This window comes from Arthrobacter sp. alpha11c (assembly GCF_054149985.1).
This window is the reverse complement of sequence record NZ_CP196747.1, coordinates 3346477-3372776: the sequence shown is the minus strand read 5'-3', so window position 1 is coordinate 3372776 and position 26300 is coordinate 3346477. Positions and strand designations below refer to the sequence as shown.

Here is a 26300-nt window from a genome sequence, read left to right as displayed (position 1 = left end):
AACTATGCACATGACTGATCTTCGTAATGCCTGGACTGGCGCTTCGGCGCTCTTGTTCGACCTCGACGGCGTGCTGACGCCCACTGCCGTGGTGCACGAGCAGGCCTGGCAGGAGCTGTTCGACTCCTACCTCGCCGATGCCGGGCACCCGCAGGGATACCAGGAAAGCGACTACTTCGATCACATCGACGGCAAGCCACGCTTCGACGGCGTCCGGGACTTCCTGACCTCGCGCGGCATCACGCTGCCCGAAGGCCCCCTGGATGACGCCCCCACGAATGAAACCGTGCAGGGCCTGGGAAACCGCAAGAACGCAATCTTCAACGAGATCGTGGACACCCGCGGCGTCGATCCCTTCCCCGGCTCGGTCAAGTTCATCAACGCCGCGCTCGAGCTGGGACTCAAGGTCGCCGTCGTGTCCTCCTCACGGAACGCCCCCGCCGTACTGAAGGCAGCCGGACTCGACCACCACTTCACGGTGGTCGTCGATGGCCAGGTAGCCGCCGCCGTCGGACTTCCCGGCAAGCCGGATCCGGCCACATTCACTTACGCGGCGTCCTTGCTGGACGTCCCCACCCAGGAATGCATCGTGGTGGAAGACGCCGTTTCCGGCGTGCAGGCCGGCAGTGCCGGCAACTTCCAGGCCGTCATCGGCGTGGACCGCGGCGCTGGCCGCCAAACACTGCTCGACGCCGGCGCCACCCTCGTGGTCGATGACCTCAACGATCTTCTCTGACCCTACTTTTCGAAGGATCTCTTTAGCCCATGGCACTCATCAGCTCTGATCGGCTGCGCTTTCCCTGCGAGCCTTGGAAGCTCGTGGAAAGTATCCACGTCCCCGGTGACGAGGGAACCCTGGAAACGCTGTTCGCCCTTGGCAACGGCCACCTTGGCGTCCGCGGCGCCCATTCCACGCGTGGCGACGGCGAACTTCCCGGCACGTTCATCAACGGCTTCCACGAGATCTGGGACATCAAGCACGCCGAGAATGCGTACGGCTTTGCGCGCACCGGCCAGCGGATTGTGTACGTCCCGGACGCCAATAACTTCACGGTATCCATCGATGGCGAGGCCCTGAGCCTGGCCGAATCCACGGTGCTGGACTACCACCGGAGTGTGGACTTCTCCACAGGTGTCTATGAGGAAACCACCACGTGGGCTTGCCGCTCCGGCGCTACCGTCACCACGGTGGAGCGGCGCGCCGTCGGGTTCGATTCGCGCGGATGTCTTGGCCTGGAACTGTCCGTGAGCGCCGACCGGGACGTATCCGCGGACATCGTTTCCGGCGTCGTAAACCGCCAGGACCAGCCTGTGGAGGACCACTCGGTCCACGACCCCCGGCGATCCGGTCGGCACGCAGGCCGTGTCCTGCTGCCGTTGCACCTCCACGGCGCCGATGGCTCCTTGCGCCTGGCGTGGGAGACCTCGGAATCCCGTCAGCGGATCGCGATGGCGGTGGATCACTGGATCTCCGCCGAAGGCCAACCCTTCGAGACCGTCGTGGCAGAGGACGAATCATCCGTCCGCTACGTCCTGGCCATCAACAGCGGCGAAGCGTTCCGTCTGGAAAAAACGGTCAGCTACGTCGTGGCCGGGCGCACCCTGACGGATGATGACGACGGCGGCGAGAGCCTGGCGGCGGACGCCGAGGCCAACCTGGTGCCATTCTCCGAAATCCTCGCTCAGAGCCAAGCCCACTACAGCCAGTATTGGACCACCGCGGATGTTTCCATCGGCGGCCAGCCCGAACTCCAGCAAGCCGTGCGGTGGGCCCTCTTCCAACTCGCGCAGGCAACAGCCCGCGCCGGTGTCGCCGGCATTCCGGCGAAGGGCGTCAGTGGTTCCGGGTATGAGGGCCACTACTTCTGGGACCAAGAGGTCTACCTCCTCCCGTATCTGACGTACACCAACCCCGACGGTGCCCGGAAAGTGCTCGAGTCACGGCACGCCATGCTTCCGGACGCGCGTGTCCGCGCCAAGGAGCTCAGCGTGGACGGAGCCCTGTTCCCATGGCGCACCATCAATGGCTTGGAAGCGAGTGCCTACTACGCGGCTGGAACAGCCCAGTTCCACATCGCAGCGGCCATCGCGTTTGCAGCCAACCGCTACGAATGGGCCAGCGGCGACGCCAGTTTCCGTTCCGACATCGGTGCCGACCTGCTGATTGAGACGGCGCGCATGTGGGTCTCTCTGGGCTTCTTCGGCAAGGATGGCCTCTTCCACATTCACGGTGTCACCGGGCCGGATGAATACACCGCCGTGGTCAACGACAACCTCTACACCAACGTCATGGCCCGGTTTAACCTCCGTGCCGCGGCTGCCTTGGAACACGAAGGCATCGCTGACACCGAACGTTTGGTGTGGCGCCAAGCTGCCGAGCGCATGTCCCTGCCTTACGATCCCCACCTGGAGGTCTTCAGCCAGGACAACGACTTCATGACCTTGGAGCCGTGGGATTGGAATACGCCCAAATCCAAGTACCCGCTTCTGCTGAACTTCCACCCGTTGGTGATCTACCGGCACCAGGTCCTTAAACAGGCCGATACCGTGCTGGCTATGTTCCTCCAGTGGCAGGACTTCTCAGCCGAGGAAAAGCAGCGGGCCTTCGACTTCTACGATCCCATCACCACCGGCGACTCCACCCTGTCCGCCTGCGTGCAGGGCATCATGGCTGCCGAGGTTGGGTATGGCGACGTCGCGCTGAAGCACTTCACCGAAGCGTTGTTCATTGACTTGGACAACTCACACGGCAACACGATCGATGGCGTCCACATCGCCTCCACCGGCGGAATTTGGAGCTCGTTGGTCTGCGGTTTCGCCGGAATGCGTGATCAGGGCGAGGTACTGCGATTCGATCCGCGGCTGCCCGTGGAGTGGGAAGGCCTCTCCTTCCGGCTCAAGGTCCGTGGTCGTTTGCTGTCTGTGGGACTCGTTCAGGGATCCATCGCGCTGGCGCTCGTTACAGGTGCTGGTTACAGCGATGAGCCAATGCTGATTCGGGTTCGGGATCACGACGTCACCGTCAGCGCGGACACCATCACGGTGCCGCTGGACACGGTACCCGTCCCGCCGCCGTCGATCTTTCCCAGCGTCTTCCCAACGGCAGGACTGCCGATCGTTCGGGCGTAGACCGGCACGGCTCTTTGGACTGGGTGCAGCATTAGCGGTTGTTCCCCGCCGTGGGAACAACCGCTAATGCGCCTCAGTGAGGCGAGGGATACGTAGACGTGTGGTCCTCAATGAGGCCACTCGCTGCGATTTCCCTCAGCGTGTAAATAGCCTTGGCTGCTGCGCCTTTGTCCCGATAAGTGACGGTGAGCGCGAGTTCGATCCCGTCGTCATCGACGAGGCGGACCCTGCAGTCGCCGTCAGTGGCATCAAAGACTTCGAAGTGCCCCGCCACTAAGCGGCGCCCCGCTGCATTGCCTCTGCCGGATCTGTATCGGCCGCCTGTGTTTCGGTCGCATGCTGATCACTAAGTGAACGACGCCGATCCAACTCGTTGTTGATGAGCTCCAGGAGCGCTTGTGCCGGCTCGGACAAGTGATGGGTATCAGCCGAGCCCAGCTGATCGCAATGGATGAGGACGTGGCGGATGCGTTCAAGCTCGCGGGACGGAACCAAGGGCCACCGATGAAACAGCTGCCGTACGGCTATCGCCCCGAGGAGGGCGTCGGGTTTGTTGGGCGCGACATGGTGTCCTGCTGCTCTTCTTCGAGCGACAGCAGCCGCGGAAGACGCGGCTCCATGTGCGAGGAGGATCTCGGATTTGAGGGGATTGGGGGCCATGCGGACCTCCCGAAATAGATCGAGGGAAGCCGGCTGCGTGACTTTCAATCAAGCTTACAGAATGTGAGTTATGTCATGTCAATCATTACGTGATCTGCAATAGTGGCAGGATGATCAACCAGCAACAGGTCTGGGACGAGGAAGCCGCCACTCAATACGACACCCCCGGCGAAGGAATGTTCTCCCCTGAGGTGCTTGGGCCCACGGTGGAGGTCCTCTCGGAACTAGCGGGAGACGGTCCCGCCGTTGAGTTCGCGATTGGTACGGGCAGGGTGGCCATCCCCCTCTTCGAGGCGGGCGTCCGGGTCAGCGGCATCGAACTGTCCCACGCGATGATCGCGCGATTACGGGAGAAAGTGGGCGAGGACCGGATTCCAGTGGTTCAGGGCGATATGACCTTGGCACAGGTGGGCACCAACTTCTCGCTTGCCTACCTGGTGTTCAACACCATTGCCAATCTGCTGACCCAGGACGAGCAGATCACCTGCTTCCAGAACGCTGCCAGCCATCTTGCACCCGGCGGAAGGTTCGTCATTGAGCTCTGGGTGCCACAGCTTCGCTCACTCCCACCCGGACACGGAGGAACAGTTGAAGTGAGCGAGCCCGGGTATCTTCTGGTGGACAGCTATGACGTGCTCAAGCAGCACGTCATCTCGCATCACGTGCGATTCGGCCCGGAACTATCCGATGGGCGGGCCGCACGTATCGATCGGACACCACACCGATACGTTTGGCCGAGCGAGCTGGACCTCATGGCGCGCATAGCCGGGTTTGAGCTTGAGTCCCGATGGGCCGATTGGGATCGCAGCCAATTCACCGCCGAGTCACGGAGCCATGTATCGGTGTACCGGCTGACGCGGCAGTAGGCCGTCGCCCAAGGCACCTCTCCCGGTTCTTTGCAGGTTCATCCTCTATGCTCTGATGGTTTGTTGGGATGGCGGCCGGGTCGGTGCTTTGGGGGAAATGATGAAATACAACGTGAAGGCCGCCTTGCTCGCGGTTGTCCTCTCCGCGGGGTTGGTCTCCTGCACCTACGATCCGCCCACGCCCGAGGCCTCCGCTGCGGCGCCGAGTGCCATTGCTGAATCGGCAACCGACCCCCAAAAGTCCGCCCTCAAGGGGTCCACCCTGGCCGACTCCTTCGGAAACGCCGACTACTACACAACGGTCGACGGCGACACCCTCGCCAACGTGGCGGCCAACTTCAAGCTCTCAACCGCTAAGCTCGCGCAGTTCAACGGGCTCGATGCAGGAAGTGCGCTCGCAGCCGGTACGAGGCTCCGCCTGATCCCTGCGGCCGGACCGATTACTGGGGCAATGGGTGTCGCCACGGAAAACGCCAACGGGATTCCCGTGAGATACACAATTGAGGCTGACGACACGCTTGGTGGGATTACCTACAGGTTTGGAATAAGTGACGAACAGCTGGCAGAAGCTAATAAAGTCCCGTATGTATACGAGAAAGGAAACACGTACTTCATCCGGGCCGGGCAGGTCATTGAGTTGCAAAAGAAGCTGGTGGACAGCAGGTCCGGTACTGGTGCAACAGTCAATAACTCCTTTGGCCAGACTATTTTTTACACCACGGTGGACGGCGATTCCTTCGACAGCCTGGGTTACAAATTCCGGTCCACCACCGCCCAGTTGCTTAGTTACAACCCCGCCCTGGCTGCAGATAAGCCGATTCCCACCGGCACCAGGGTGCGTCTGATGCCAGGTGAACTGAAGATCGACGGCGCCCAGGGCACCTTCACTGCCGATGCCGAAGGCATCCCGCTCACGTACACGACAGCGCCGGGGGACACGGAACGCCAGATCTCTTTCCGGTTCAGCATCACCGACCTAAGGTCGGCCAACCGGCCGCTTAAGGGCGACGCCGGTACCTGGTATGAGTTCCAGGACACGCCGTCCGGCGAACTCGTGCCCGGGCAAACAATAAGCCTTGCCATCAACAAACCCATTAATAGGTGAAAACGAGCCTCCGGTGGGGATTGTTAGGCTGGAACGCATGAATCGCCGCCTTGCAACATTGTCCGCCGTCCCCCTGTTTCTCCTCCTCGCCGGCTGCGGCTCCGTGGAGGAAGCCGCCGGGAATGCTGCCAGCGAAGCAGCCTCGAAGGTGGCCACTGCTGCTGCCGAGGAAGTCAACAAACAAATTTGTGCTGTGGTCCAGGACGGATTGGTGAGTGTTGAGGACAAGCAGGTACTCGGTGGGCTGGTCACTGCTGCCCGCACAGCCGGTGTTCCCGCCGAAATCACCACCCCGCTGAACCAGATTGCTGAGGCTGGCGACGACGTCCCGGCTGAGTCGGTCCAGGCATTGAAGGACGCTTGTTCGGCGTAGTCCTTGTTCACGGTGGCCCTCGTTCGGAGTAGTCCTCGTGCCCCATCCGCTCTGGTGTCAGTTCCAGCTGGTGCGGTGCGGCAAGACGTTCTCCAACAGCATCCCAGCCATGGAAAAGTGGGTAACAGGCGAAGTTGGTGACCATGACGCTGTTGCGGGCGCCTCTGCCTGCAACAGTGAAGATGGTGCCAGTGAAGACGGGGCCCGTGAAGACGGTGGCGGTGAAGTTGCCGGAGAGCGAGTGTGCCCTGGCAGTGGTGGGGCTTTGGATTGGTATCTGTGTCCGGTGGGGGTGCTGATTTCCAGTTGATGTCGGCCGCCGGGGATTGTTTTTGCGTTCCAGCCGGGGTTTTCTTTGGTGTGGTTGCAGGCTTCGCAGAGTCCGGCGCCGTTGGCAAGGCTCGTGGTGCCGCTGTTGTGCCAGGGAACCACATGGTCGATGTGGCGGATGGGCGCGTCGCAGTAGGGTGTGCGGCAGGTGTCGTCCCGGGTTTCGATGAAGCGTCTCATCCCGGCTGGGAAGATCCGTGCTCTGGAGTCCATGGCCAGCAATTCACCACTGGCGGGTGCGGTGTAGAGCCGGCGGAGCAAGACTTTGAAGTCCTTCCGGCCCGCCGTGGATTCCGCGTTCACCTCGGCCTGCCCCTCGCCGTCCTTGGCCTGCTCCTCGGCTGCGTCTTTGACCCTTGCATCTGGCCCGGCCCGTCCTCCGGCGATGAGGGTTCTTGCCCACTCGGCGGGGACGATTCCGTAGCCTTGGAGGCGTGCTGGTTCGCTGTCGCCTTGGAAGAGGGTGCGGTCGGTCATGACGAGCTGCAGATCAATCCCGCTGATCCCGCCGGGGGTGCCGGTGAGGCGTTCGACGAGGGTGTCCGCCATGACCTGACCGCGGTTCCGGGTGTCCCCGCCGGAGCGGGCCGAATCGGCGTGACGGGTGAGCGCGGCGTAAGCGGCGACGCCCTGGGCGACGGGGAGCAGTGCGGTGAGGATCGTCATGGTGTCCGGGGCGGGGCGAAGGCTGACGTGCCGTTCGGATGCGGCATGGGCGGCGCGTTGGGTGATGGAGCGGGGGTCGCGTCGGTAGGCTGCGGCTCGTGCGGCGGCGATGATGGTTTTGTCTCCGGCGCCGTCGAAGGTTCCGGTGTCGGGGGCGAGCTCCTCATCAACGGCGGCCCTGTCCTGGATGGAGAGGCATGCTGTTTCCTTCACGAGCAGGGTGGCCCGCCATTCGTTCAAGTGTCCGGTTTCCAGGGCGGCCATGGTGCGGGGCATCTCCGAGACCAGTGCTTTGGCGAGTCCGAGGAGCCGGGAGCCTTTGTTGGGTGATTCGCGCCGGGCCAACGCGATCTGTGCACCCACACCCTGCCCCTGCTCAGCGGCTGGCACATCGGCGGTGGCTTGTTCACGGCGCTGGGCAAGGTCAAACGCGACCGACGCTCGCGCCTGCACGGCAGCGATCGCTGACTTCACGTCTTCCAGGCCACGAATCTGATCGATCAGCTCGTTGCTACCTGCGCCGACCCGGAAAGCGCCCAGAGTGGCAAGCAAATCCCCAACGTCGGAAGCCGGGGATCCCGAGCCCCCAGATCCAGCGATCATGGGCACGGAACCAGGCACAGCAGAAGCCTCCATAGCTGCTTGGCTTTCTCGGTTCCGCTCCATACCCCTACTCTTCCAGCAGCCGCAGACATTATCGGTGGGCCAAAGCGCCTATGTGGAAAACCCCTGAAATGTCTTGTGCAGGGGGTGCAAACCATGCCTCCCTGTGTTCACCCAGCACCGTGAATTAGGATCAGATGCTAGGGAAACAAGCTTCACGCTTATCGAAGGATCATGGGATGGACGCAAGCGGCCACGCTAAGGGCTATTGGTACGGCAAGGACCCTGGACAGAAAGCCCTTGCCGTTGATGTCCTGAATGCCCTCCGGGATTATCGTGTCTCGGAACAGGCCATGCGTCGAAGGACCCGCTCCGCCATGGGTATGGGCGAAAAGGACCTCTTGGCCTTGCGGTACCTTTTCGAAGCGGAAGCCGCAGGCAAGGTGATGAAGCCAAAGGACCTGGGCGATCGCTTGGGCATAACGTCTGCGTCAATGACCACGCTGATCGATCGTCTGGTGGACTCCGGCCACATCCGGCGGGAACCGCACCCTACGGATCGTCGGGCCTTGATTCTCCGGCCTACTGCTGGTTCGGATCAGGAAGTTCGGCACACGCTGGGCGGAATGCACCGCCGGATTTTGGACGTTGCCAGCGCCCTGAGCCCGGAAGAAGCGCGGGTGGTGATGGACTTCCTTGAGCACATGCGCGAGGCCGTGGACACGATCGACGAAGACCCAGCTGACGAAGACCCAAACAACGCCGGATCTACCCCCTCACGACTTAAGGCTCCACGGGGTCGGCGCAAGGGCTCTGCAGGACATGAGTCCATCCAGTTCGTCCTCGATAGGGGAGCAGAGATCAGCCCTCCTGCGCGTGACACTGGACGTGACAGTCATGCTTGTGCTCACAGCGCGAGCGCATGAGCTTCGACGAGCTGGGGAAATTGCAGTACCAGCCATGGGCTGAAGACAGCAGGAGTCCTGTCCAAGGCTTCTGCAAGGAGTCCTGGCGTCATCCACGCGTAGTCAGCGACTTCGACTGGGTTTGGCCTGAGCGGTCCAAGGATCCGGGCCACGTAGACCGGACAAATCTCATTCTCGACGAAGCCGGAAGGGTCCACAGCGCGGTAACGGAAGCCAGGGAGGACGAGTTCGATCCGCCGGACGTCTGCTCCCAGTTCGTAGCGGGCGCGCCGGAGAACCGCCTCCTCAGGATCCTCGCCCGGGGCGGGATGACCGCAAAAGCTGTTGGTCCACGCGCCCGGCCATGTTTTCTTCTCGGGGGAACGACGTGTCAGGAGGAGCTCGCCATGGTCATTAAGCAAGTAGCAGGAAAATGCCAGATGCAGCGGGGTGTCTTGGGTGTGGACCCCTGCCTTGGGGGCTTCGCCGATGGGCCTGCCGACGTCGTCGAGAAGAACGACCATTTCTGTCGCGTTCACTGCACGCCTTCCCTTGGCGCCTTCGCTTCAACATTGCTAGATAAGCTAGCTAAAAGCTTAGCATGTGAAGTTAGGCTATCCCAGGCCTATATCCACCAGGTTAGAGAGTTGCTGGTCGCCCTCTAAGCGCGGCAGCGTGGGGACATGGGGCGGGTTAGTGCCTTAGGACTGCCCGCTGATGGTCAGCGTAATGAGCACTATGTTCAGGCCCACGATCAAGGTGGCACTGGTCCAGCCCGCTACCTTCAACGGCTTGGAGTCCACATGGATACCCATGACCTCGCGCTTGCCCGTAAGCCGGATCAGCGGGATCAGTGCGAAGGGAATTCCAAAGCTGAGCAGGACCTGGCTCAGCACCAGTGCCAGGGTGGGCTCAACGCCGGCTCCCAGGATGATCAATGCCGGAATCAGGGTGATCACACGGCGGGTCAGCAAGGGGATGTGTACCTTCAAAAGGCCGCCCATGATGGTCGCACCCGCATAGCAGCCCACCGACGTCGACGCGAGGCCGGAGGCCAGCAAGCCAATCGCGAAGATGATGCCGATTGCCGGGCCAAGTGCAGAGGTCACGGCCGCGTGGGCACCGGCAATGGTATCCGTTCCCTCAATGCCGCGAAGGCTGGAGGCAGCCAGCAGGAGCATCGAAATGTTCACCACGCCGGCAAGCAAAAGGGCACCCGCAACGTCAAAGCGGGTAGCTCGGATCAGCCGTGTCCGCACAGCCGGGTTCTCGGAGAAGCCGTGCCGGTCCCTCGCCAAGGCCGAGTGTAGATAGATCGCGTGTGGCATCACGGTGGCGCCGAGCATACTTGCTGCCAACAGAACCGTATCCGTGCCCTCAAAGCGGGGCAGCAAACCGCCCAGTGCGCTTCCCGCGTCCGGAGGATTGACGAACAAGCCGGAAACGAACCCGACGGCAATGATTCCCAGCAACACCAGGATCGCGTACTCAAAGGAGCGCTGGCCGCGGCGGGACTGCAGCGCCAACAGCATCATGGAAGCGAGGCCGACGATGAGGCCACCAGCCAGTAGTGGAAGCCCGAACAAGAGATTGAGGGCAACCGCACCGCCAATCACCTCTGCCATGTCCGTGGCGCCGGCAACGATCTCGGCCTGCGCCCAGTAAAGGCGCCGGCGCTTGGTTCCAAGCCGCTTGCCGAGAATCTCCGGGAGGCTGAGGCCGGTTGCCAGGCCGAGCTTCGCTGATTGGTACTGCACGAGGACTGCCATGGCGTTGGCTGCAACCAGCACCCACACCAGCAAGTATCCGTAGTTTGCTCCGGCTGTCAGATTTGCGGCCACATTGCCGGGGTCGACATAGGCGATCGCCGCCACGAATGCAGGGCCGAGCAGGAGCAGGCGCGACCATACCTTTGCTGGTGCGGGTCGTCTTTGCAGGGTGGGGGCGGCCATCGTCGTATCCTCGTCATCGCGGAAGTCTGTTTCGAGGATAACCGAAAGTTAGGCATACCGAAAAGTAGTTTTTAGGCACTCCTTTTCGGAGTTGCTCCAGTCATGGGTTCAACGAGCGCCTTCAGCGCGTCATTCAGTACAGGAAGATGGGCAACCAGTCACGGTTGTGCGCATGGACCAACGCCAGGAACAGGACGAAATCGAAGAGCAGATGAACTGACACAACGTATGTGAAGGACTTCGTCAGCTTGAACGTGTAGCCCTGCAACAGCGCGAACGGGAAGGTCAGCAGGGGACCCCAGGCTTGGTAGCCGATCTCCCACAGGAAGGACGAGAAGACCACGGCTTGCAGGAGGTTGGCCAGCCAGTCTGGGAAGTGTTGGCGTAACAGCGTGAACGTGGTGCAGATGAAGAACAGCTCGTCCCAAATGCCCACGGAGTTCACTCCGAGGAAGAGGCGCCAGAAGATGCTGGGGTCGGAGGCGTCCGGCCAATTGTGGTAGACGCCGGTCCGGATCAGGTAGGCCGGCAGGATGAAGTATCCAAGCGCTACAACGCCCACCAGGTATAGTTTCGCGGCGAGCGGCCATGGACGGCCCGTGTTGACCGGAAATTTGATGATCTTTTCGTTGTACAGGTAGCGGGATACGAGCCACGGAACCAGCACAGCCAAAGCCAAGGCGCCACCCATGAGTATCATGTGTTCGATGCTGAGACCCGCGTTCAGGGGTACCAGGCTGATCATGACCATTCCGGCTGCTACCAATGCAAGGTGCCGCATCAAGCCGCGGTCGATAAACGCAGCGGTGGCAATGCTGGCCGCCACGAGTGCGTAACCGAGAAAATCATTGCCCAGGGCGAAAAGCGGCACGCCGGACAGGGAGAGCAGCCCCGCTGGCAAAAGCTTCCAGGTGAGCGCGGTCCGGGATTCCGTGGAAATCGACATCACACCTCAAGCATCCCAGTGCTGGCTGCCCGGCGACATGGTTTTCTGGACTGTCCCCAAGCCCTAACGGGAAAAACGGAAATTCTCTGTAAGATTCGTGGCAGGGCCCATGCTTTTCCGGGTCAGGTCATGTCTGGCATAGCCAGCGGGGGATACTCATAAAGGAATACTCAATGGCTCAAGAAGCGGGCTCTTTTCCACCGGGCGGCGGTGCTGACCACCAATCAGCGGAGGGCGTCGAGGCGTCCACCTTTGCCCAGGACATGACCATGCGCGAACAGGTGATGGACATCATCGATGCCATCCTCGCTGATTCTGATCCCAAGAGTGAAGGGCCCAGGAACAAACTTCGCCAGCTCATCGAGGCTCGTCCGGATGATCCCGAGGGCGCTTTGCTGGAGCACCTGCTGGAAACGCGGAAGGCTTCCGTCTCAGAACCGGCGGTTCCGGTTCGGCAGGAGGTTTCCAGTGTCCACCTTGAGTCCTCCGATGCGGCGCGCACGGTGACAGTTCCCGTCAGCCAGGAAGTTCGGGAAGACATCCAGGCAATCCTCGCAGACAAGCTTTTGTTGACGGCCTTCCAGCCGGTCCATGCACTGCCTGACGGAAACGTAGTTGGCGTCGAAGCGTTGACCCGATTTGTCGGTGAGGACGGCGCTGGCGCGGATGTCTGGTTCCGCGAGGCCGCGGAAGCAGGCCTGGGGACCGAATTGGAGATCGCAGCCCTTCACTGCGCGCTGACTGCGGCCAAAGACGTCCCCCACGACATGTATGTTGCCTTGAACCTCACTCCGGCGACGTCCCGTGACCCGAGGGTGCGGAACCTGCTTGCTGCTGCGTCGCTGGCTCCGGAGCGGATCATCGTTGAACTAACCGGCAGCCTGGAAGCCTTGGAAGGCCAAACGCGCGACGACGGACTCGGCCAGCTGCGCTCGCTCGGCTTGCGTGTTGCTGTCAGCGCTTCCGGAGCAGGTTTCGTTTCCATGGACCTGTTAAGCGAGCTGAGCCCGGACATCATCAAACTCGATCGCCATCTCATTGAAGGCATCGAAGGCAGCGAGGGGCAACGGATCCGGGCCAAGGCAGTGGTCGAGCTCGCCCGGGAAGTTGGAGCTGCGGTGGTTGCGGAGGGCATCGAAACTCCCGCGGAACTCAAGGAAGTTACGGCGTTAAAAGTGACTGCCGCCCAGGGATATCTGCTCGGACGCCCCTCGGTTCACCCCTTGGACTGGTCCGCTTGGAGCATTCGCGCGCAAGCCGAGGCCCAGCCGACGGGCTAGTTGCTCAGGGATTCGCCTTCACTGGGCACATTGTCCGGATCCGTTCCCACGTACGTCCCCGGCGGCATCCCGGCGCCAAAAACAGGCCCGGGATCCGGCCGCTTGGGGTGCCGGTTGTCGTCGGCCAGCCTCTGCGTGAGACGTTGAAGAACCCAGGGAACCAGGTGTTCCCGTGCCCAGACGATGTCGTCCGCCCTCGCCTCCCGCCACGTGCGTGACGGCAGGGCCTTGGGAATCATAGGTTCCAAAGTGTGCGGGACATTGAGCGTATCCAGCACCATCATGGCGATGGTGTGCTGGCCTAGCGGGGAGAAATGAAGCCGGTCCGGATCCCACATTTGAGGGTTGGTGAGCTGGCGCAGCGCCCAGAGGTCGGCGATCACGGCGTCGTGGCGGGCAGCGATGATGCGCATGTTTTCGTTGAAGATGGCTACTTTGCCACGGGTATGTCCGAGTACCGGGGTCGCACCCCAGTCGGGGCCCGCAAACAACAGGATTGTTGCGCCGGTGGTCGCCAGGACCTTCACGCCGGAATCAAGTTCGAGGGCGAGTTTGTCGGGATCGCTCCTGTGGAAGAGCAGGTCATTTCCCCCGGCGTTGAGTGTGATGAGATCCGGCTGCAGCTCAAGGGCTGGACCCACTTGGTCTTCCAGGATCTGGTGAAGCAGTCGCCCACGCACTGCCAGGTTGGCATAGGCGAAGTCCCCGTGGCCGGCGCTCAGTTCTTCCGCAACCCTGTCAGCCCAGCCCCTCAGCCCACCGGGGCTGCCGGGCTCCGGATCGCCTACCCCTTCGGTAAAGGAATCGCCCATCGCCACGTAGCGGCTCCACGGGTGCAGGCGGGTCCCGAAGGTGACAGGGCCACCCTGCGCCGGACCATCGGCGCTGGAGGCGTTCATTCCCCCATATTGCGCTCTCCTCCGGCGCAACACCATGGGTTTGATGGGTCAACTGGGGCGGAACGGCGCTGGAAGTGATGTACGACGGCGGCCCGCACCTATGGCGCGTACCGCCCGGAAGGTGCGTACCGCCGTCGTTGTTTCAGAAGCGGATGTGGACTGCGAAGCTGTCCTCGGGGTGGCCGGTGTAACGTGAGGCCGCGTTGCGGGCAGCGGCCGGTATATCGACGAAGCTTCGGGCTGTCGTTGTGAGCCCCGGGTAGTCGTCGAATGCCAACGTCAACAGGCCGTCAGCGGCGTGCTTGATGTGCACCGTGATGACTGTTTTTGGCGTCTCCGGCGGAAGGCCAGCCGTAGTGAGTGAGTAGTAGGGCGTGGTTCTTCCGCGAATATCGGCTGGAACGTTGGCCCGGATGGATCCTTCTTCCTCCAGTTCGGAGAGGCGGGCCTTTACGGTATCTTTGCAGGCTGTGACGCCGTGGGTGATGTCTGATACTTTGCTTGCGCCATTGCGAGCAAGGTAGTTGAGGATTTGGCTTCTGGTGAGTTGGGTTCGGGTCTTGCTGGTGGTGGTTCGGGTTGGGGCTTTGATGGAAGTCGTTGTCATGGCCGTGTCCAAGCGGTCGACTTTGTTGTCATCATTTCCTATGGTCAGGCACCCAGTGGGGGCGCAATGAGACGGCGCAGATTCGTCGTTGAACCCGTCCGAATGGTGTGATGGGCTGCGTTGTTCGATCCAGGGCTTTAGGGCGCCGAAACCGGTAGGACAGCCCCAAGCGATCCTTCTACGCCATGAAGGTGCCGCATCATGGCGATTCCGGCATCCTCAGCCGAGCCGTTTTCGATGGCTTCGAAAATGGCCGCGTGCTCAAGTCCGGATTCCTTCCTCCGGTCCACGACCTGGTTCAAGGTGCTGGACTGGTTGGCCATGGCCTCATCGATATCGGAAAGCATCGATGCGAAGACGCCATTGCCACTGCTGCGGGCGATGATCGCGTGGAACTCGGAATTGAGGATGACCCACTGTTCCAGATCGTCTTCTTTATCCATTGCCAGCAGAATTTCCCGGAGTGATTCGACATCCTGCTGGCTGCGGTGTTCCGCGGCCAAGCTGGCGGCCGGCACTTCAATATGAGGCCGTGCCTGCAGGAGTTCGCGCGCCGAGTACTTGCCCAGTTTCAGGTCCTGGCCAACTTTGTCGGCGATGACGAAAGTGCCCTTGCCCGTCCGGGTTACGGTCAGGCCCAAGGCATTTGAAGACTTCAGGGCCTCGCGCACCATGGTCCTGCTGACGCCGAACTGCTGCGCCAACGTGGCTTCCGAATCCAGGCGCGAACCTACTGGAAGACTGCCGTCTTCAATGGCAGCTCTCAGGGTGGCAAGCACTGCCTCGGCGGCACCGACCCTTACGACTTTGGTTTGTCCAGCAGTCCAGCTGTCCAACAGGCTGATCATGGAATGAATATGGCATGGCTCACAGAGTGGGGCAACTTGTTACGCGGGGTGTCGTTCACCCGGGGTACGCAAAAGGCCCGCCCGGCAGGTGCGGGACGGGCCAGAAGCGTTTGAAGCGATGTTGCTCGTTTGCCGCTACTCCGCCTTGCCAGTCTTGGCACGACGACCGATCAAGTACGCGCCAAGCGCCACAAGGACCAGCACCACTGCCCCGATGCCGATGAAGAGTCCAGTGTTTTCTCCGGAGGACTGGGATGAAGCCGGAGCAGGGCCTTCGCTCGCCGACGCCTGGGTCGTGGATGGTGATGGTGCCACTGGCGCTGACGTGGTTGCAGCGGGGCTGTGCGTGTCGCCACCGGCTGGGGCGTAGGTGAAGCTGAAGGTTCCTTCAATGGGGTGTCCGTCTGCAGAGACGGCCCTCCACTCCACAACGTGCTTTCCCTCGTGGTCGATGTCCGCGTCGACGCTAAGGGTGGCGTCCTGGACGGTGACCTCTTCGCCACTGATTACATGCCCGTCGGGAGCCGTGACCTTGATGGTGTTCGAGCCGGGGACTCCGGTGGTGGGTGCCTTGGTCAGGGTTATGGACACTTTGCCGGGGTTGGTGGTGAGGGTCGCCCCATCAGCGGGGTTGGACGAAGCCAAGGCGTCGTGGGCCTGGGCAGGAGCGGTTCCGGCCAAAACGGTGAGGGCGAGGGCAGCTGTGAGCGCTCCGAAAGTGCGGACGCGTGGCAGTGAAAACTTCAAAACGTGGGTGTCCTTCCAGGACAGCCTGACCCGGATGTGGGCAGGCAGGTATCTGCAAAATGGGCGTGCTGATTTGGGGATACTCAGGCGAAAGCCGCTACTGATCCCTGCAGAGGCGGGGGGCCGCGAAGGCTGGGCGTGCGCAGGTACGGGTGCCGTGGCGGCGGGAAGCCGAACGAGCCGGGGGCAGGGGCTTTCCATTCGGGCAGCGGCGCAGGGCGGACGGCCACGATTGCCGGGGTAAGCCAGGCGAGCATGCGCCAGAGCAGGGTTTCGCCGTGTGCCAACAAAAGTGCCGTGGCGGCGACAGCAAGGACGTGCAGGGCGAACATGATCGGGCCTATTACGGCAAATCCCTGGGTTGTGAACTCCTGGGCTGCGTACTCCTGCGTCATAGGATCGGCTGCGGGTGCCCAGGCGCAGCCCGGGATGCTCACCGCCTGATGGTGGGAGTGGGCGGCGATACCTGACGCCCCACAGGGCTCCAAGGCGCCGGACAACCCGGTAAACCCAGTGTGAAGGACAACCTGACCGGACCCAAGGATGCCGGCGAGGGACGGGAAGCTAAGCCGCCGGCGGGCAAGGACCGTGATCGGGAGCAGAAGGAGGACCGCGAGCAGGACAACGACAGGGAATGGGGGAAGGTGCCCGCCACCGGCGGTGTGGGCTGCAGCGGCAAGGCCGACAACCAATGATGTGACGAGGACCGCACGTGGCAGGCGCAGGGGCGCCAATTGGGGCATGGTCCTGCCTTTCTGCCGTCAGTGACTGAGTCCGACGCCCATCTTCTCAAGAAACGAAGCAAGCCGCTAAACCATCAACGGACGGGTCATGACCGCCCGCGGCTTGCCAGTTGGACCAGCCGGTGGTTGTCATGCCTAGTGAAGGTGACCGGCATTGTCCGTGGTGACTGGAGTGAGGATCATGTCGTCAATCTTTGGCAAGGAGTGCTTGAGGCGGTGTCCGGCCTCGTGGGTGATCTCCTCGGCGCCAACTACATCAAGTCCTGCATTCACCAATAGGGAGGCTGTTCCCTGGAGCCGATGCCCGGACCAACGCATCTGGAGGCGCGGAACAGCAAGCACGCCGGGGGTACTTTCGAGGGCGCTCTGTGCAGTATCCAGAAGATCCGGCTCTATGCCGTCCATCAGGCGTCGTCCTATGCTGCGAACGGTGCCCCACAGCAGGACGATGATGGCAGCAGAAATGAGGAGGCCGACGATGGGGTCAGCCAACGGGAATCCGAGCATGACTCCCACAGCGCCCAAAACGACAGCCAGTGACGTGAACCCGTCAGTGCGGGCATGGACCCCGTCAGCAACCAACGCAGCCGAACCGATCCGCCGCCCCACCCGGATGCGGTAGATCGCTACGGCCTCGTTCCCTGCAAATCCGATAAGGCCGGCAGCGAAAACCCACCACAGGTTGCTCAGCGGTTGTGGATTCACGAGCCGCTCGACGGATTGCCAGGCGGCCACGACCGCCGATAAAGCCACCACCGCGACGATAAACAACCCTGCCAGGTCCTCAGCCCGGCCGAAGCCGAAAGTGTATCGCCGGTTCGCAGCCCGGCGACCAAGGATGAACGCAACCCATAGGGGGACGGCTGTCAGGGCATCGGAGAAGTTATGGATGGTATCGGCCAGCAGTGCCACCGATCCACTAACCAGCACCACCAGGAACTGCAGGACAGTGGTTGCCAGCAGCAGGAAGAGGCTGATCTTCAGCGCCGTCACGCCTTCTGTGCTGGCCTCCATGGCGTCATCGATGGAATCGGCAGCATCATGGGTGTGTGGAACAAAGAGTTCCGTGAGCCAGCCCTTGAAACCCGAATGATGGTGGTGACCATTTCCGTGGTCGTGCTCGTGACCGTGGGCTGCGTGTTCGTGGCCGTGGCTGGGGCTGCTCATGATGCCGCCGTGTTTTGGTTCCTGTGGTGCGCGGGCTCCCCGCCGAGGGCGTGTTCAGCTTGGAATATCGCGTCGGCTACCAACTGGCGGGCATGCTCGTTTTCCAGCCGGTACAGAACCTTGGTTCCCTCTTGACGCGTGGAGACCATTCGCGCCAAACGCATTTTGGCCAGATGCTGGGACACCGCAGCAGGAGGCTTGCCGATGAGTTCGGCCAGCGCCCCCACCGCCATTTCACCGTCCCGCAGGGCGAGGATGATGCGGACCCGGGTGGCATCGGCGAGCATGGCAAATACCTCGACGGCAAGTTCCACATACTGGCTGTCCACGCCCAGTGAGCAAACTCTGTTATCTGCATTCATACGCACATAATGACATTAAGCTGTTGCACCTATCCACTCGGAGGCAGATTTTGGTGACCAACCGTACTAACCGGACGCCGGGTTTGCTTTCTCTCGGACGCGGACGCGGACGCGGGCATGGTCAGGAACAGCGCGCTGGATGTCTGCCGGGGTCGATGAGGCAGGCAGCAGCACCATCTCCGCGATCGGAACTTCCACGTCTCGTTTTCCTCATTTCTCTGAACTAATGTGCGCCGTAGCAGAAATTTGCGGAGAAAGGGTGAGCGTGGACTTCAGTCAAATGCTTTTTGGAGCTGTGCTTTCCTGCTTGGTGGCGCTGCTGTTTACCGTTGCGCTGAGAGAGCGGCACATCGGAATACTAGTCACCACCGGCCTTGCCGCACTCGTCATGCCGCTGATCTGGAACTCGATCCTTAATGTGACGGGTGCCATTGGGGTGTTTTCCCGGGATCTGCCCTTTCCTGCCTTTCCGATCAGTTGGCAGGACACGGGGTCGGGCGTATTCACCCTCGCTGGAGCCAGCGTGGCACTCATGATCGGAGCGGCGCGGAACTTCCGCCCCAGAAGAATTGCAGCTTTGGCTCTCGCAACGGCCGCCGCAGCCCTCGTCGTCGACGTCTACTTTTACTAGGTGCCGCGTTTTACTGGGTGTTGCGGCGCTAGCTACTGGCCACTCCCCATCAGCCGCTGCATCTGTTCGCCTGCGTCGCTCCCGGGCGCCGGTGTGTAGACCACGATGTGGAGATCGGGCCTGTCCGACGGCGAGACCTGGTGGTGCTCCATCTGCAGTACGCCCACGGCAGGGTGATGGAAGAGCCGTTCCCGGGACTCGAAGCCCAGGATGTCGTAGCGGTCCCAGCTTTCCTGGAACTCCGGGCTGGCTTGCTTGAGTCGTTCAACTTGGAACTCAACATCGGGATCGCCCAGACGCTGACCCGTCTCGGCCCTGAACTCGGCAAGGAACCGCTTGCTGGTGACGTCCCAATCGGGAAGCAGATCGCGGATGTAGGGGTCGGTGAAGACAAGCCACAGCAGGTTCCTGTCGGCGGCGTCGAAGGTCCCGATGTTGGGATACAGCGCCTCGTAAGCGCGGTTCCAGCCGGCGATGCCCCAGTCCGGGGAAAGGGCGTAGGAAGGGTTGGGATCCAACGCATCCAATAGCCGCTGCACATGGGCAGGTGCGTCGGCCGCGACCGGACCGGCAGGAGGGGCAGACGAATAGCCGCCTAACGACAGAACATAGCTAAGCCCGGTGTCGGATAGATGCAGCGTGCGGGCGACGGCCTCCAGCACCTGCCGGGATGGGCTGATATCCCGGCCTTGCTCAAGCCAGGTGTACCAAGTGACGCTGACTCCGGACAGGAATGCGATCTCTTCCCGGCGGAGGCCGCGTTCGCGGCTCCGTCCCACTGGAGGAAGTCCGTAGTCAGAACGCAGGGCTTGGTTCCGGCGGGTCCTGAGGAAGAGTCCCAGTTCCTTGCGTCTTTCATCTTTCACGGACTCAACACTATTACTCTGGTACTTTCACTACTAGTAGCAGCACCGACTTCCGCCAGCCGTAGAAGAACAGCAGGATGGTATTCATGCCTGCACTTCGCTCCAGAACAGTTACCCACGGCCGCAACATGGCCGGCGCCCGCGCACTGCTGCGCGCCTCCGGTGTCGCCAACACGGACATCGGCAAGCCGATCATTGCCGTGGCCAACTCCTTCACCGAGTTCGTTCCCGGCCACACCCACCTTGCTCCCGTGGGTCGGATCGTCTCTGACGCGATCCTTGCCGCCGGTGCAGTGCCGCGAGAATTCAACACCATCGCCGTGGACGACGGCATCGCCATGGGCCACTCCGGCATGCTCTACTCCCTGCCGTCCCGCGACCTGATCGCGGACTCCGTTGAGTACATGGTCAACGCCCACTGCGCCGACGCACTGGTCTGCATCTCCAACTGCGACAAGATCACCCCGGGCATGCTCATGGCGGCCCTGCGGCTGAACATCCCCGTGGTGTTCGTTTCCGGCGGTCCCATGGAGGCTGGCCGCGTGACCCTGACGGACGGGTCCGTGCGCTCCTTGGACCTGGTGAACGCGATTGCCGACGCCGTGGACGAATCCATCTCCGATGAAGACATCAACCTCATCGAAGAGAACGCCTGCCCCACCTGCGGTTCCTGCTCGGGCATGTTCACCGCCAACTCCATGAACTGCCTCGCCGAGGCAATCGGCTTGGCCCTGCCCGGCAACGGTTCCGTGCTCGCGACCCACACCGCCCGCAAGGCGCTGTACGAGAAGGCCGGCGCCACCGTCGTCGAGCTCGTAAAGCGCTACTACGACGGCGACGACGACTCCGTTCTGCCGCGCTCCATCGCAACTGCCGAGGCTTTTGACAACGCCATGGCCCTGGACATCTCCATGGGCGGCTCCACCAACACGATCCTGCACCTGCTGGCCGCGGCCCAGGAGGCGGGCGTGGACTATGGCTTGGAAGAGATGGACGCCAAGTCCCGCCAGGTGCCGTGCCTGGCCAAGGTGGCCCCGAACGTCGCCGGAGACAAGACCTATTACATGGAGGACGTACACCGCGCCGGTGGCATCCCCGCACTCTTGGGTGAGCTGAATCGCGGCGGCCTCCTGCACAAAAACGTCCATTCCGTGCACTCTGATGACCTGGACGGCTGGCTGGACGACTGGGACATCCGCGGCGGCAAGGCCACCGAGGAGGCGCAGGCACTATGGCACGCCGCTCCCGGGGGTGTCCGCTCCTCCACAGCTTTCTCGCAGTCGAACCAGTGGACCTCCCTGGACACCGATGCGGAGGGCGGCTGCATCCGTTCGGTGGAGCACGCCTACTCCAAGGACGGCGGCCTGGCTGTGCTGCGCGGCAACGTAGCAGTGGACGGTGCCGTGGTGAAGACCGCAGGCGTGGACGAGTCCATCTGGACCTTCGAAGGCCCGGCAGTTGTGTGCGAGTCACAGGACGAAGCCGTGGAAATGATCCTGAACAAGACCATCAAAGAAGGCGACGTGGTGGTCATCCGCTACGAAGGCCCCAGGGGCGGCCCGGGCATGCAGGAAATGCTCTACCCGACGTCGTTCCTCAAGGGTCGTGGCCTGGGCAAGAAATGCGCCCTCATCACGGACGGCCGCTTCTCCGGCGGCACCTCCGGCCTGTCGATCGGGCACATCTCCCCGGAGGCTGCCTCCGGCGGCGCCATCGCCCTGGTGGAGAACGGCGACATCATCAGCATCGACATCACGCAGCGCTCCCTCCAGCTGCAGGTCTCGGATGAGATCCTCGCCGAACGCCGTGAAAAACTCGAAGTCAACGGCGGTTACAAGCCGAAGAACCGCGACCGTCAGGTGTCTCCCGCGCTGCGTGCCTACGCCGCCATGGCACTGTCGGCGGACAAGGGCGCCGTCCGCGACGTCTCTTTGGTGGAGAACCTCTAAGCACAGGTCAGGACTGTTCGGGCGTTTCTCCGTTGGCGATTGCCTCGATCCAATCGATGGCTTCGTCAGGCATCTGCAGTCCCGGACCGTCCTCCTCGGCGACCCACCATGAATCAGCAGGTTGTGGTCCGCCGGCCTCCGCGATCTCGGCAACGATTTCCGGGGGCACGGCGGCGCCGTTGTTATTTATCAACCATTCGCGGGTCATGGGACTCAACTGCGTCCACCACTGCTGGATGTTCATTTGACCTCCGCCTCCGCATAGCTGTCCAGTAGCTTCCGGGCCCGCTCGCCGTCTGCGCCTTCTTCTGCCAACGCGGACCGCATGTCTTCGAGTTTCTTTTCCCCGGCGGGGAAGGGCGGAAGCAGCGGGATGTCCGGGTCTGTCAGGACCTCCAGGACGGCAGGGCGGTCCAGCGAGAACGCGTAATCCCACGCGTCACCGAGCTTGGCTGGGTCCTCCACGCGTATTCCGGCCAGGCCCAGCAGTTCCGCATAGGCGGCATAAGGAAAGTCCGGGATCTCCTGGCTGGCATTGAACCGCGGTTCGGCCTCATTTTCGCGTTGCTCCCAGGAGACCTCAGCAAGGTCGCGGTTGTTGAAAACGCACACCACGAACCTGGGATCCGCCCAACTGCGCCATCGATGCGCCACGGTGATCAGCTCCGCGATGCCCAGCATCTGCATCCCGCCATCGCCGGCAAGTGCCACCAGAGGCCGGTCCGGGTAGGCAAGCTTGGCAGCCAGGCCGTAGGGAATCGCGCAGCCCATGCTGGCGAGTGTTCCGCTCAGGTGGGCAGGGACTCCCGATGGGAGGATCAGCTGGCGGGCGTACCAGTAAACGCAACTGCCGACGTCGATACTCAACTGTGCATTGTCCGGAAGCCTGCCGTTGAGTTCGCGGACCACGAGTTCCGGGTTCACGGGGTCCGCGGGTATGTTGGCGCGTTCCTCTGAGAGGTGACGCCAGGCGCGGACCTGGGTTTGGACGTCGGAACGCCACTGGGTGCGTGCGCGTTCGGGCTGGTTGGGGTGCTGATCGAGCCGCTTGGTGAGTGCGGCCAACGTCTCTGCCGCGTCGCCCACCAAACCAACCTCCACAGGGTAGCGATTGGCGATCTTCCGGCCATCAAAGTCGATCTGGACAGCTTTGGCAGTTCCAGGTTCGGGGTAGAACTCCGTCCAGGGATCGTTGGAGCCGATGATCAGCAGTGTGTCGCAGTTGTTCAGGACGTAGGCACTGGCAGAAGTGCCGAGGTGGCCCATGGTGCCGGCAGCGAAGGGCAGCGTCTCGTCGACGTACGGCTTCCCCAGCAGGCTGGTGGTGATGCCGGCCTGCAGCTTTTCGGCCAGCGCCTGGACCTCGGTCCGGGCACCGCGGGCTCCCTGGCCCACCAGGAACGCCACCCGCTCACCTTTGGATAGGATCTCGACGGCGGCATCCAGGTCTTCCTCCCGCGGCATCACCCGTGCGGGGTGCCATACAGGGGCGGTGACAACGATTCCGTGCTCATGTTCGAGCTCGGGTGCCTCGGCGGACTGGATGTCGTGGGGGATGATCACGACGCACGGGGACTTCGTCTCCAGCGCTGTTCGGAACGCGCGATCCAGGAGCATGGGAACCTGTTCCGGGGAGCTGGCGAGCTGTGCAAATTGTGCCGCAACGTCCTTAAAGACGGTCAGCAGGTCGATTTCCTGCATGTAGGCCGAGCCCAGGACGGTGGTGCTTTGCTGGCCAATAATCGCTACTACTGGAACGCCGTCCATTTTGGCGTCGTAGAGTCCGTTGAGCAGGTGGATAGCGCCAGGACCTTGCGTCGAAGTCAGCACCCCGACGCCGCCAGTGTATTTTCCGTGTCCCACAGCCATGAAGGCGGCTGCTTCTTCGTGCCTTGCCTGCACGAATTCCACGGCATCCTGAGCTCTGCGGAGCGCCCCCATGAAACCGTTGATGCCGTCCCCGCTGTAGCCGAAAACCCTGTCCACGCCCCACGCTTGAAGGCGTTCCACGATGAGGTCCGAAACTGTTCGCCCGGCCATGCCTGAAATTCCTCTCGCTAGGTACTATCGTCAATTGTTGACAATTGCTACGCTTAGTTCATCACCTGAAACCCGGGCCCAGCATCCGCCGAAGCCCCCTTGCGTGAAGGACCTCCCATGAAGAAGCGACGCCCCGCTACCCTGGCTCCAGAGCTCGTTGAAACATCGCGCACAGGGCACCACTGCCCGAAGACCGGATGGTGGTCAGTTGCGGGAGATCCGAGGGCCACGCGTCTCATTACCAAGGGCGAGGTGATGCCTGCCCTGCACGGCTCTCCTGCTCTGTGGATCATGCGCGAAACAGCCGGCATCATGGGCGAAACGGCCGCCCGGCCTGCAGCCGACTTGATGGCAACTTCGTAAGAATTCAGCCCTCCTTCCGGAGGCCGGCTTGCTGCACAAGTTCGGTCAACCAGGGCCGGTGTCCTCTATGGAAGACCATCCCCTCCGGAAGCCCTTGCACGGTGGGAACAGAATCCGCTATGTCGATGGTTACCCGGCCGCCACCCATGGGCGCGTTGGTGATATGCAGATCCCCGTAGGACGCCGGCAATTGGGGATCCATCCAGAACCCGCCACGTGAAACATGGGCGTCGTACCTCATCAGACTGGTGACCAGTTGGATGGGCGAAGTAGCTGCCCACGCTTGTGGCGAGCATGCGGTGGGATACGGAACGGGCTCGCTGTATTGCTCCCTGCTGAAGCCACAAAACAGCTCCGGCAGGCGACCCTCGGAGTAGTCGGCCGCTTCGAGCAAGGCTGTCGAAATTCGTTGGGCCTCTTCCACGAATCCGTAACGCATAAGGCCGGCGGCAATCACGGCGTTATCGTGCGGCCACACAGAACCGTTGTGGTAGCTGGCCGGATTGTACGCACCCATGTCGGTTCCGAGGGTACGAACTCCCCAGCCACTGAACATCTCGGGAGACATCAGCCGTTCGGCCACCAGTGGCGCCTTATCCTCGTCCACCAACCCCACCCACAGGCAGTGCCCCATGTTGGAGGCGCACGCGTCAACCTGCCTTTTCTTGCCGTCCAAAGCAATGGCGTAATAGCCGCGGTCCGGCATCCAGAATTGCTCGTTGAACCGGACCTTTAACTCCGCCGCCCGATCGGCGAGTTCCCGCGCCAAAGGTGCGTCACCGGCGTCGTACGCTATCCACGCCCGTGCCATGTACGCGTCGTAGACGTACGCCTGAACCTCGCAGAGGGCGATAGGCGGCTCCGCGAGGCGCCCGTCCGCAAAATTGATGCCGTCCCACGAGTCCTTCCAACCCTGGTTGATCAGCCCCCGATCGTTGAGCCGCTGATACTCGACGAATCCATCGCCGTCCCTGTCGCCATAGTCCCGGATCCAGTCCAGGGCCCTGTCCGCGTTGGGCAGCAAGGCCGCAATGGTGTCCTTGGCGAACCCCCACCGGCTGACCGATCCCAGCAACACCACGAACAGCGGAGTGGCATCGATGCTGCCGTAGTAAACGGATTTGCCGCCGAGCGACAGGCCGCTGGAGACGTCCAGCCTGACCTCATGCAGGATCTTCCCGGGCTCTTCCTCGCTGATGGGATCCACCGCCTTGCCCTGTCGATCAGCCAGCGTTTGCAGCGTGCCCAGGGCAAGCGACGGATCAACGGGCATGGCCATCTCCGAAGCCCAAAGGGAGTCACGGCCAAACAGCGTCATGAACCACGGCGCTCCTGCTGCCACAACCACCCTGTCCGGGTGCGTGGGGTCTTCAATGCGGAGAGCGCCAAGATCGTCATAACTGCGCCGCAGCGTCCTCTCGATGGAGTGGTTACCCATGTGCAGCACCGGAATTTTGGCCACCCATTCCTGGCGACGCTGATCGCTGCGGGACAACTCGCCGACGGCGGGGCGCACCACAGGCTCCACAGGCGCCCCTCCCTCAGTTCCGGGAGCAATGGTGACCACGGTGCTCCAGTGCCCGCGTGGAGGGATGGTGGTCCGGTACCTGAGGCCCTCGCGGGTTGCTCCGGCAACATCGGAACTTACGACGACGGACTTCCGGACATCCTGCCACCGGGAGCGGATGGTCAGTGTGTTGTGGTGGTACTCGCGGGACTCCTCCCACTGCCTCTGGACCCGCGCTTCCTTGACTTCGAAGACGTCCGCGAAGTCCGAGCCCACTGCGAATTCGACCAAACACTCCACGGGTTCCATCGAATGGTTGCGGATGGTTACATGCTCCACCATTCCCACGCCTACTTCCCGTAAGCGCTCCACGATCAGCGGCGTATCCGCATATCCGTCAGACCGTGTGATGCGGCCTGCGAAGGCGGCCCTGTAGGGCTCTTTTGTCTGGGCGGTCAGGGGCTCCAGCGACTGGCCGTTGATGGTGAGAACCCAATCGGACAGGACCCGGGTGTCCTGGAAAAACATGCCGTGGGGATGGTCCGGGTGAATGTCCCCGTTGGGCAGGGAGATGCAGAAGGACGTGCCTTCCACCAAGGTGACAGTCCCGGCGCCGAGGGGTCCGGCTGCTGTATCTGCATTCCATCCAGCCACTGTAAGGCTCCTCTAAGAACCAAGGACGGCCGGTCCCTGTCCCGGGCTCCCGGCTGTCCTGCTGCATCGTCACCTCGACGGTACTCTTGCCGGCCTGCCGGG

At 62.3% G+C, this 26300-nt stretch carries 27 protein-coding genes and 1 pseudogene; 10 read left to right on the top strand and 18 right to left on the bottom strand.

From position 1 onward, the window contains the following. The first annotated feature begins 4 nt into the window (after nucleotides 1-4). Both ACTAQJ_RS15460 and ACTAQJ_RS15455 read left to right on the top strand, forming a co-directional pair. Nucleotides 5-736, top strand: coding sequence for an HAD family hydrolase (locus ACTAQJ_RS15460; RefSeq protein ID WP_442016348.1), 732 nt, complete (start codon nucleotides 5-7; stop codon nucleotides 734-736). A 29-nt stretch (nucleotides 737-765) separates the two neighbouring features. Then, nucleotides 766-3129: a glycoside hydrolase family 65 protein gene (locus ACTAQJ_RS15455; protein WP_431117579.1), complete on the top strand. Its 2364-nt coding sequence runs from the start codon at nucleotides 766-768 to the stop codon at nucleotides 3127-3129. A 73-nt stretch (nucleotides 3130-3202) separates the two neighbouring features. Here ACTAQJ_RS15455 and ACTAQJ_RS15450 read toward each other — a convergent pair whose 3' ends face one another. Both ACTAQJ_RS15450 and ACTAQJ_RS15445 read right to left on the bottom strand, forming a co-directional pair. After that, on the bottom strand, nucleotides 3203-3403 hold the full coding sequence (locus tag ACTAQJ_RS15450; RefSeq protein WP_431117580.1) for a YegP family protein: 201 nt from the start codon (nucleotides 3401-3403) through the stop codon (nucleotides 3203-3205). Beyond that, nucleotides 3403-3789, bottom strand: coding sequence for a hypothetical protein (locus ACTAQJ_RS15445; RefSeq protein WP_498697397.1), 387 nt, complete (start codon nucleotides 3787-3789; stop codon nucleotides 3403-3405). Before ACTAQJ_RS15445 ends, ACTAQJ_RS15450 begins: the two co-directional genes overlap by 1 nt. A 110-nt stretch (nucleotides 3790-3899) precedes the next feature. On the opposite strand from ACTAQJ_RS15445, the gene ACTAQJ_RS15440 reads away from it, so the two are divergent. The 3 genes from ACTAQJ_RS15440 to ACTAQJ_RS15430 all read left to right on the top strand — a co-directional run bounded on the left by ACTAQJ_RS15440 (nucleotide 3900) and on the right by ACTAQJ_RS15430 (nucleotide 6133). After that, on the top strand, nucleotides 3900-4655 hold the full coding sequence (locus tag ACTAQJ_RS15440) for a class I SAM-dependent DNA methyltransferase (RefSeq protein WP_498697395.1): 756 nt from the start codon (nucleotides 3900-3902) through the stop codon (nucleotides 4653-4655). A 97-nt stretch (nucleotides 4656-4752) separates the two neighbouring features. Further along, nucleotides 4753-5760 (top strand): LysM peptidoglycan-binding domain-containing protein, encoded by a 1008-nt coding sequence (locus tag ACTAQJ_RS15435; RefSeq protein ID WP_498697393.1) that lies wholly within the window; start codon nucleotides 4753-4755, stop codon nucleotides 5758-5760. 37 nt (nucleotides 5761-5797) lie between these two features. Then, a complete protein-coding gene (locus tag ACTAQJ_RS15430) occupies nucleotides 5798-6133 on the top strand; it encodes a hypothetical protein (protein WP_431117585.1) in 336 nt (111 codons plus the stop codon). 57 nt (nucleotides 6134-6190) lie between these two features. Here the strand turns inward: ACTAQJ_RS15430 and ACTAQJ_RS15425 are convergent, their stop codons facing one another. Continuing rightward, nucleotides 6191-7795 carry an HNH endonuclease gene (locus ACTAQJ_RS15425; RefSeq protein WP_498697391.1) on the bottom strand — a complete coding sequence of 535 codons (1605 nt, stop codon included), beginning with the start codon at nucleotides 7793-7795 and terminating at the stop codon, nucleotides 6191-6193. A gap of 176 nt (nucleotides 7796-7971) precedes the next feature. Here ACTAQJ_RS15425 and ACTAQJ_RS15420 point away from each other — a divergent pair. After that, nucleotides 7972-8475: pseudogene (locus tag ACTAQJ_RS15420) on the top strand (MarR family winged helix-turn-helix transcriptional regulator); the annotation flags it as partial. Nucleotides 8476-8639: 164 nt separating this feature from the next. Here the strand turns inward: ACTAQJ_RS15420 and idi are convergent. The 3 genes from idi to ACTAQJ_RS15405 all read right to left on the bottom strand — a co-directional run bounded on the left by idi (nucleotide 8640) and on the right by ACTAQJ_RS15405 (nucleotide 11538). Beyond that, nucleotides 8640-9176 (bottom strand): isopentenyl-diphosphate Delta-isomerase, encoded by a 537-nt coding sequence (gene idi, locus ACTAQJ_RS15415; protein ID WP_498697386.1) that lies wholly within the window; start codon nucleotides 9174-9176, stop codon nucleotides 8640-8642. 162 nt (nucleotides 9177-9338) lie between these two features. Then, nucleotides 9339-10589 (bottom strand): Nramp family divalent metal transporter, encoded by a 1251-nt coding sequence (locus ACTAQJ_RS15410; RefSeq protein WP_498697383.1) that lies wholly within the window; start codon nucleotides 10587-10589, stop codon nucleotides 9339-9341. Between the two features lie 133 nt (nucleotides 10590-10722). Beyond that, nucleotides 10723-11538: a CPBP family intramembrane glutamic endopeptidase gene (locus tag ACTAQJ_RS15405; protein WP_498697380.1), complete on the bottom strand. Its 816-nt coding sequence runs from the start codon at nucleotides 11536-11538 to the stop codon at nucleotides 10723-10725. Between the two features lie 170 nt (nucleotides 11539-11708). Here ACTAQJ_RS15405 and ACTAQJ_RS15400 point away from each other — a divergent pair, with 170 nt between their 5' ends. Further along, nucleotides 11709-12815: an EAL domain-containing protein gene (locus ACTAQJ_RS15400; RefSeq protein WP_498697378.1), complete on the top strand. Its 1107-nt coding sequence runs from the start codon at nucleotides 11709-11711 to the stop codon at nucleotides 12813-12815. Here ACTAQJ_RS15400 and ACTAQJ_RS15395 read toward each other — a convergent pair. From ACTAQJ_RS15395 to ACTAQJ_RS15360, 8 genes are all read right to left on the bottom strand, one after another. After that, complete coding sequence (locus tag ACTAQJ_RS15395) at nucleotides 12812-13714, bottom strand: SGNH/GDSL hydrolase family protein (RefSeq protein WP_498697376.1); 903 nt, start codon at nucleotides 13712-13714, stop codon at nucleotides 12812-12814. The genes ACTAQJ_RS15400 and ACTAQJ_RS15395 overlap by 4 nt on opposite strands. 142 nt (nucleotides 13715-13856) lie before the next feature. Further along, entirely contained in the window at nucleotides 13857-14321 is a 465-nt protein-coding gene (locus ACTAQJ_RS15390; RefSeq protein WP_498697374.1) for a hypothetical protein, read from the bottom strand. A 137-nt stretch (nucleotides 14322-14458) separates the two neighbouring features. Then, nucleotides 14459-15166 carry a FadR/GntR family transcriptional regulator gene (locus tag ACTAQJ_RS15385; RefSeq protein ID WP_431120094.1) on the bottom strand — a complete coding sequence of 236 codons (708 nt, stop codon included), beginning with the start codon at nucleotides 15164-15166 and terminating at the stop codon, nucleotides 14459-14461. A 138-nt stretch (nucleotides 15167-15304) separates the two neighbouring features. Beyond that, entirely contained in the window at nucleotides 15305-15916 is a 612-nt protein-coding gene (locus tag ACTAQJ_RS15380; protein WP_498697372.1) for a copper resistance CopC family protein, read from the bottom strand. 83 nt (nucleotides 15917-15999) lie between these two features. Then, nucleotides 16000-16659, bottom strand: a complete 660-nt coding sequence (locus tag ACTAQJ_RS15375) for a hypothetical protein (protein WP_498697370.1) — start codon at nucleotides 16657-16659, stop codon at nucleotides 16000-16002. Nucleotides 16660-16794: 135 nt separating this feature from the next. Further along, nucleotides 16795-17826, bottom strand: coding sequence for a cation diffusion facilitator family transporter (locus ACTAQJ_RS15370; protein ID WP_498697367.1), 1032 nt, complete (start codon nucleotides 17824-17826; stop codon nucleotides 16795-16797). After that, nucleotides 17823-18188, bottom strand: coding sequence for an ArsR/SmtB family transcription factor (locus ACTAQJ_RS15365; RefSeq protein WP_498697364.1), 366 nt, complete (start codon nucleotides 18186-18188; stop codon nucleotides 17823-17825). Before ACTAQJ_RS15365 ends, ACTAQJ_RS15370 begins: the two co-directional genes overlap by 4 nt. Nucleotides 18189-18254: 66 nt before the next feature. Further along, nucleotides 18255-18386: a hypothetical protein gene (locus ACTAQJ_RS15360; RefSeq protein ID WP_498697360.1), complete on the bottom strand. Its 132-nt coding sequence runs from the start codon at nucleotides 18384-18386 to the stop codon at nucleotides 18255-18257. 67 nt (nucleotides 18387-18453) lie between these two features. On the opposite strand from ACTAQJ_RS15360, the gene ACTAQJ_RS15355 reads away from it, so the two are divergent. Further along, entirely contained in the window at nucleotides 18454-18819 is a 366-nt protein-coding gene (locus ACTAQJ_RS15355; RefSeq protein ID WP_498697357.1) for a hypothetical protein, read from the top strand. A 32-nt stretch (nucleotides 18820-18851) separates the two neighbouring features. Here ACTAQJ_RS15355 and ACTAQJ_RS15350 read toward each other — a convergent pair whose 3' ends face one another. Then, nucleotides 18852-19685 (bottom strand): helix-turn-helix transcriptional regulator, encoded by an 834-nt coding sequence (locus ACTAQJ_RS15350; RefSeq protein ID WP_498697355.1) that lies wholly within the window; start codon nucleotides 19683-19685, stop codon nucleotides 18852-18854. 86 nt (nucleotides 19686-19771) lie between these two features. Here ACTAQJ_RS15350 and ilvD point away from each other — a divergent pair, with 86 nt between their 5' ends. Continuing rightward, nucleotides 19772-21634, top strand: coding sequence for a dihydroxy-acid dehydratase (ilvD, locus tag ACTAQJ_RS15345; protein ID WP_498697354.1), 1863 nt, complete (start codon nucleotides 19772-19774; stop codon nucleotides 21632-21634). 7 nt (nucleotides 21635-21641) lie between these two features. On the opposite strand, the gene ACTAQJ_RS15340 is transcribed toward ilvD, so the two are convergent. Both ACTAQJ_RS15340 and ACTAQJ_RS15335 read right to left on the bottom strand, forming a co-directional pair. After that, nucleotides 21642-21878, bottom strand: a complete 237-nt coding sequence (locus tag ACTAQJ_RS15340) for a hypothetical protein (protein ID WP_498697351.1) — start codon at nucleotides 21876-21878, stop codon at nucleotides 21642-21644. Continuing rightward, nucleotides 21875-23674, bottom strand: a complete 1800-nt coding sequence (locus ACTAQJ_RS15335) for a thiamine pyrophosphate-requiring protein (RefSeq protein WP_498697349.1) — start codon at nucleotides 23672-23674, stop codon at nucleotides 21875-21877. The genes ACTAQJ_RS15340 and ACTAQJ_RS15335 overlap by 4 nt, the downstream gene beginning before the upstream one ends. 117 nt (nucleotides 23675-23791) lie before the next feature. Here ACTAQJ_RS15335 and ACTAQJ_RS15330 point away from each other — a divergent pair, with 117 nt between their 5' ends. Next, nucleotides 23792-24037 (top strand): hypothetical protein, encoded by a 246-nt coding sequence (locus ACTAQJ_RS15330; RefSeq protein ID WP_498697347.1) that lies wholly within the window; start codon nucleotides 23792-23794, stop codon nucleotides 24035-24037. 4 nt (nucleotides 24038-24041) lie between these two features. Here the strand turns inward: ACTAQJ_RS15330 and ACTAQJ_RS15325 are convergent, their stop codons facing one another. Further along, a complete protein-coding gene (locus ACTAQJ_RS15325) occupies nucleotides 24042-26198 on the bottom strand; it encodes an amylo-alpha-1,6-glucosidase (RefSeq protein ID WP_498697343.1) in 2157 nt (718 codons plus the stop codon). Nucleotides 26199-26300: the final 102 nt, after the last annotated feature.

What these genes read in the sequence shown, in the direction of transcription:
- ACTAQJ_RS15430 (WP_431117585.1), top strand. Translation starts at nt 5,798, where the DNA reads ATGAATCGCCGCCTTGCAACATTGTCCGCCGTCCCCCTGTTTCTCCTC.
- ACTAQJ_RS15365 (WP_498697364.1), bottom strand. Translation starts at nt 18,188, where the DNA reads ATGAATGCAGATAACAGAGTTTGCTCACTGGGCGTGGACAGCCAGTAT.
- ACTAQJ_RS15435 (WP_498697393.1), top strand. Translation starts at nt 4,753, where the DNA reads ATGATGAAATACAACGTGAAGGCCGCCTTGCTCGCGGTTGTCCTCTCC.
- ACTAQJ_RS15455 (WP_431117579.1), top strand. Translation starts at nt 766, where the DNA reads ATGGCACTCATCAGCTCTGATCGGCTGCGCTTTCCCTGCGAGCCTTGG.
- ACTAQJ_RS15370 (WP_498697367.1), bottom strand. Translation starts at nt 17,826, where the DNA reads ATGAGCAGCCCCAGCCACGGCCACGAACACGCAGCCCACGGTCACGAG.
- ACTAQJ_RS15340 (WP_498697351.1), bottom strand. Translation starts at nt 21,878, where the DNA reads ATGAACATCCAGCAGTGGTGGACGCAGTTGAGTCCCATGACCCGCGAA.
- ACTAQJ_RS15425 (WP_498697391.1), bottom strand. Translation starts at nt 7,795, where the DNA reads ATGGAGCGGAACCGAGAAAGCCAAGCAGCTATGGAGGCTTCTGCTGTG.
- ACTAQJ_RS15440 (WP_498697395.1), top strand. Translation starts at nt 3,900, where the DNA reads ATGATCAACCAGCAACAGGTCTGGGACGAGGAAGCCGCCACTCAATAC.
- ACTAQJ_RS15330 (WP_498697347.1), top strand. Translation starts at nt 23,792, where the DNA reads ATGAAGAAGCGACGCCCCGCTACCCTGGCTCCAGAGCTCGTTGAAACA.
- ACTAQJ_RS15410 (WP_498697383.1), bottom strand. Translation starts at nt 10,589, where the DNA reads ATGGCCGCCCCCACCCTGCAAAGACGACCCGCACCAGCAAAGGTATGG.
- ACTAQJ_RS15375 (WP_498697370.1), bottom strand. Translation starts at nt 16,659, where the DNA reads ATGCCCCAATTGGCGCCCCTGCGCCTGCCACGTGCGGTCCTCGTCACA.
- ACTAQJ_RS15390 (WP_498697374.1), bottom strand. Translation starts at nt 14,321, where the DNA reads ATGACAACGACTTCCATCAAAGCCCCAACCCGAACCACCACCAGCAAG.
- ACTAQJ_RS15335 (WP_498697349.1), bottom strand. Translation starts at nt 23,674, where the DNA reads ATGGCCGGGCGAACAGTTTCGGACCTCATCGTGGAACGCCTTCAAGCG.
- ACTAQJ_RS15400 (WP_498697378.1), top strand. Translation starts at nt 11,709, where the DNA reads ATGGCTCAAGAAGCGGGCTCTTTTCCACCGGGCGGCGGTGCTGACCAC.
- ACTAQJ_RS15445 (WP_498697397.1), bottom strand. Translation starts at nt 3,789, where the DNA reads ATGGCCCCCAATCCCCTCAAATCCGAGATCCTCCTCGCACATGGAGCC.
- ilvD (WP_498697354.1), top strand. Translation starts at nt 19,772, where the DNA reads ATGCCTGCACTTCGCTCCAGAACAGTTACCCACGGCCGCAACATGGCC.
- ACTAQJ_RS15395 (WP_498697376.1), bottom strand. Translation starts at nt 13,714, where the DNA reads ATGAACGCCTCCAGCGCCGATGGTCCGGCGCAGGGTGGCCCTGTCACC.
- ACTAQJ_RS15460 (WP_442016348.1), top strand. Translation starts at nt 5, where the DNA reads ATGCACATGACTGATCTTCGTAATGCCTGGACTGGCGCTTCGGCGCTC.